The sequence below is a fragment of the Frankia sp. CoWAU3 genome (genome assembly GCF_977971855.1).
Genome location: NZ_CDWWXB010000198.1, coordinates 1 through 4,841, shown reverse-complemented (window position 1 = coordinate 4,841; position 4,841 = coordinate 1). Strand labels below are relative to the sequence as shown.

Genomic DNA, 4,841 nt, shown 5'->3' with positions numbered 1-4,841 from the left:
GGGCGATCGCCGGTTCCAGGGATACGGCCGCCACCGCGTCGCTCTCCCCGAGCAGTGCCGTGGCGCCCGCGGGATCCCGCTGACGATAAATGAGGAAACCCCCGAGATAGCCGGTCACCTCACCGAGGCGTGGATCATCGACGGCCCCCCGGATCCGCTGCCACACCTGGTCGGCCGCCTCGACCTGGAACGGTCGGTCATGCCGGGCGAGCCAGTCCGCCACGGAGGCCAGCGCGAACAGCGGGCTGGTCGACGTCCCCCCGACGGGTGCGGGAAAGTCGGCGAACCGGCGCCGCCAGTTACTGACCGCGGCCCGCCCGACTCCGGCCAGCCGGGCGATGTCGGTGGCGGTGACCGTGGCCGTGTCTGCGGCCGTGGCCGTGTCTGCCGCAGAGCTCGCCGCGTCTGCCGCAGAGCTCGCCGTGTCCGCCGCAGAGCTCGCCGTGTCCCGGCCGCTGGTCTTCACCGGCAGCCCGTTCACGGCAGCCCGCCGAACAGGGCGAGGGCGCGGTCCTGCGGCTCGTCTCCGAGGAGCACGACGAACCGGCGGTCGAGGAAGCGGTTGCCACGCTCGCAGGTCGTCTCGGACACGAACAGGCAGACGTGGCAGGCGGCGCCGTGCAGGAAGTCGGCGGGCGCCGACGGCAGCCGCTCGGCGCACAGCGGATCGGACGAGCAGTGCCGGGCATCGGCGAGGGCCCGGCGGGTCAGCCGGAGCAGCTGGTCGGGCTCGGCCAGCGACACCAACCCGCCCAGGGTGCCCTCCGCGTCCGGGACGGCCGTGTAGATGAGGATGCCGCCGCGCGGGTCGCCGTCGTCCCCGGCGTAGATGCGTTCGCTCAGGCTGGCCGAGCTGTAGCCGCACTCCAGCGCGATAGTCCGGATAAGCAGGTGGGACAGGGTGTGCAGGGCGAGGAAGCGCTCCCCGGGCCAGCCCTGCATGGGGTCGAAGTCCGCGGCGATCCGGTCGGAGTAGCGGTTCACCCGGAATCGGCTGTAGGCGTCGCGGTGCTCGCGCATCGCGACACTGTCCGCGACGCGGCGCGCCCACGGGCCGAGGATCTCCTCGGGCACCCGCAGGAACATGCCCTCGCCGCGGACCTCGCTCGCCGGTACCCAGGAAGCCGGCCCACGGGCCAGCGGCGCCCGGATGACGAGGTCGGGGTCGTCCGGGTCGGGCGCGTCCAGCCGGGTGAACCCGGTCAGCGCCCGTACCTCCCGCAGGCGTTCGGCCTGCACGACGTCGGCGTAGCAGCCGGCAAGCGGCGCCGGCACACCGCCTGGCTCGCGGCGCAGGGCGAAATCGTCGGTGGGTTCCGGGAGGACGGCGGAGGAGAAGATCTCCCATTCCGGGGTGCGCAGATCCGGGTAGGACCGCTCGCCGTCGGCGTCGGAACCCGGGGCCGGGCCGGTTGCGATCGCGGCGCGATGCCGCTCGACCGCGGCCCAGATCTCGGCGTTCGACCACGTCTCCAGCTGACGGAACACCGGGATCGGCACTGAGCGGGCAAAGTCCAGAATCGCCATATTGTTGATCTTTTCGAAGACCTCCCAGTGCTGTTCGACCTTGACCGCCAGCTCACTGGCGCCGGTCCGCGGCACCGACAGCACCGACAGCGTCTGGGCGAACCACTGGTTGGAGGCGCCGACGACGAGCAGGCGGGACTCCTGCGGGCACCCGCCATCGGCGAAGGTCCCCAGGTGGGGATGGCGGCCCCGGCAGCGTGGCAGGTGCCCCGCACCGCGACGACCCATGGCCTCCCGGATGTTGCGCCGGGCGTCGCAGTTCACGCACCGGATCTCGACGTTGGCGCCGAGGTTACCGCCGCGGTCCTCCATCCGCAGCCGGGGATGACTCGCCCTGGCGCACTGCGCGCCCCGGTGCACGAACATCGGGTAGGGGAAGTCGTCGAGATGACCCGCGGTGCAGGCGAGCACGAAACGGGCCGCCACCGCGAGCGGCCGGCGGCCGGTCTTCTTCCGCCCGCAGGTGCCGTGGAAGAAGCGGGCGTCCTGGGGCCGGGTCAGCCACGGGTTCTCGAACCCGAACGCGCGGGAGGCGATCACGTCCAGCTCGTTGCAGGCGGTGCAGCGCAGCCAGTTCGGGAACGGCACGGTGGGCACGCCGATGCGGGCGCCCTGCCCACTGCGGTCGCCCGCATCGGTCTCCGCCCACGAGGCCGGGCGCAGCTCGGTGACGCCCCGGTCGTACAGCCGCCGCACGGCGGCGAGCAACCGCGGCTCGACGATCGGCTGGTACTCGGGGACGTTGCGGTAGTCCCAGTCGTCAACGCCGCGGACGATCGCGGAGAAGTTCGGCAGGTCGACGAGCGCGCCGACACCGCTGGTGAACATCAGGTGGCTGGGCCGGACCGCGCCGACCCGCCGGTGGAACGCCGTGACCATCAGATACCCCTCCCCGGGAGCGCCGCGCGGGCCGACCGCGCCGGACGGCCCGCCCGTGCCGCCGCGAAGGCCGTCTCCCCCAGTTCGTCCCCGACCGGGGCGGCCTCGTCGTCCACCTCGTCCCTGTCGTCCACCTCGCTGCTCCCGATCTCACCGCTGCTGCCGATCTCACCGCCGCTGCCGATCTCACCGGTACCGTCGGCGTCCGGCGGCGCGCCGAACGCCCAGTCCGGCTCGCCGTAGGCGGGGGTGAAGATCTCGGCGGGGCCGGGCACCAGCAGGTTGATCTAGCGCTCGGTCTCCCGCATCGACTGGGCGACGGTGAGAACGTCCCAGCGGACGTGCCCGGCGGGCTCCAGCAGGCCGGTGACCCGCTGCTGTCCCCCGGCCGTGCGATAACCGATCCGGGACGGGCCCGTCCTCGTCAGCTCCCACCTCTCGATCAGCTGCCGGATCCGTTCTTCGAGGTACTCCCGGCCGCGCGGCCCGGCGACGGCCTCGGCGCGGGCCAGCAGCCGGTCGATCACTCCACTGACCGTCGGACCGGCGAGGTCCACGTCGTGGGCGTCGACGTTGCGAGTGTTCGCCTCGTCGGCGTGCCGGACGGCGGCGACGAACGTGCCGGTGGCGGTCCGGTCGAGGGAGCGGCGGGTGAACGGGGTCACGGACAGCGCCTCCACCTGCCGGTAGAAGGTCGCATGGTAGTGCTCGAAGTCCTCGTAGTGAGCGAGATCCCGCGGCCGGGCCCAGTTGTACAGGGTGACGACAAGACCCGGGCGGCCGGCGTCCCGGCCGACCCGGGAGGACGCCTGGATGTACTCGGCGGTGTTCTTCGGCTGGCCGATCACGGCCATCAGCCCGAACCGGGAGACGTCCACCCCGACCTGGAGCATCGAAGTCGCGAGCACCACGTCGACCGGGATCCGGTCCTGGTTGCTCCGGGCGCGGGTGCGCTCGGCGAGGGGGTGCGGTGCCCGCCGGTCCCGCTCCCTGCTCCGGAACGATGCGCGGACGTTCTCGGCGACGGCCTCCCGCCGCGCGGAGGTGTCGAGCTCGGGGTCGAAGGGGATCTCCAGGCGGCCCAGCACCTCGCTGATGTCCGCCGACGAGACCCGGGAGGTCAGCTCCGAGATCGCGAGCATGCCGGTGCCGGTGACGATGCGGTTGGCGAGCCCCTTGCGCCGGCCGTGGGTACGCACCCGGGTGGTGACGTCGTCGTCGAGGTAGCGGCGCATGCCGGCGAGCTCGCGAGTGGCGTTGAAGTAGCCGACGAGGGTCAGATAGGGCTCGGCGGGGGTGCCGTGCCGGTCGAACAGGGTCTGGCCGGCGAGGAGCAGGATCTCAGCGAGGCGGATCTCGGCGGACTTCATCCTCGTCCCGTGCGCGCAGACGCCGAGGTAGCGCCGGCCCGGGGTGGCGGGGGTGACCGGGACCCGCCGGGAGAAGAACGTATCGGTCACGTCGATCACCTGGGGCGGGAAGACGGCGAGGCCGCGGCCGAAGACGCCGAGCACCTGGTCGCGAGCCCGCCTGGTGGTCGCCGTCGAGGCCACGATCTTCGGGCCGGTGAGCGCGCCGGCCGGGACCAGCCAGGTGCACAGCTCGTCGACCGCACTCTCGAACAGGCCGACGGTGGTGCCGAGCGCACCGGAGATCAGGTGCAGCTCGTCCTGAATGATCAGATCGGGCGGGCGCAGCCGGACGACCGGCTCGCTGGTCACGGCGGGCCGCCTGCCGCGGCTGTGGTGACGCTCGCCGCAGCCGGTGCGGGCGTCGAGGTCGTCGTGGCGGTACCCGTGCCGGGGACAGCGTCGGCTCACCCGGCCGAACAGGATCCCCGCCTCGCCTCGCCAGGGCAGCTGGGCGAGTTTGTCGACGGTGGCGATGACCAGACTCGGGGCGTAGCGGTAGATCTCCTCGTCGACGGTGAGCACCGGCAGGCCCTCGTCGGGCGCCGCCCGCCGGGAGAACGGGCAGGCGTCGGCCCCCTCGCCGTTCGGGCAGTACAGCAGCACCCGGCGGAGGTCCTCGTCGACGTGGGCGTCGGTATGGGCCCCGAGCGCGCTGCCGCACCACGGGCAGCTCAGGGTCTGCAGGACGTTGGCCCGCTTGCCGTCGCCGGCCTCGCGCGCCTCGCCGACCTGGTCGCGGGCGTCCTCGAACCGGTTCGGGGACACCCCGCCGCCGACCCACAGACCGATGCGGAACGGCGTGGCACCCCAGGTCGCCGGGTCCGCACGGCGCTGCACCTCGGCGGCGCAGACCAGGGTGGCGGCCCGCTGGAACTGCTGGGCGGTGAGCAGCCGCAGCGTGTACCGCATGAGGACGGCGACCCCGGCCTCGCCGGAGCGGGCCGTGGCGCCGGTGCCGACGGTCCCCTGTAGGCGGCGGATCGCGAAGGTGTAGGCGGTCAGGCCGAGGTAGGCCTCGGTCTT

Annotated in this window: 3 protein-coding genes and 1 pseudogene; all 4 read right to left on the bottom strand. The window is 73.0% G+C overall.

Features of this window, described 5'->3' with window-relative positions; translation table 11 throughout:
• Positions 1-481, bottom strand: a pseudogene (locus AC08ON_RS15080) (N-6 DNA methylase); the annotation flags it as partial.
• Complete coding sequence (gene drmB, locus AC08ON_RS15075) at positions 478-2,406, bottom strand: DrmB family protein (protein ID WP_476607373.1); 1,929 nt, start codon at positions 2,404-2,406, stop codon at positions 478-480. The gene drmB and the pseudogene AC08ON_RS15080, both read right to left, overlap by 4 nt.
• On the bottom strand, positions 2,406-2,681 hold the full coding sequence (locus AC08ON_RS15070; protein WP_476607374.1) for a hypothetical protein: 276 nt from the start codon (positions 2,679-2,681) through the stop codon (positions 2,406-2,408). The genes drmB and AC08ON_RS15070 overlap by 1 nt, the downstream gene beginning before the upstream one ends.
• A 12-nt stretch (positions 2,682-2,693) precedes the next feature.
• Positions 2,694-4,841, bottom strand: a 2,148-nt coding sequence (gene drmA, locus AC08ON_RS15065) for a DISARM system helicase DrmA (RefSeq protein WP_476617191.1), incomplete at its 5' end; no start/stop codon positions are given.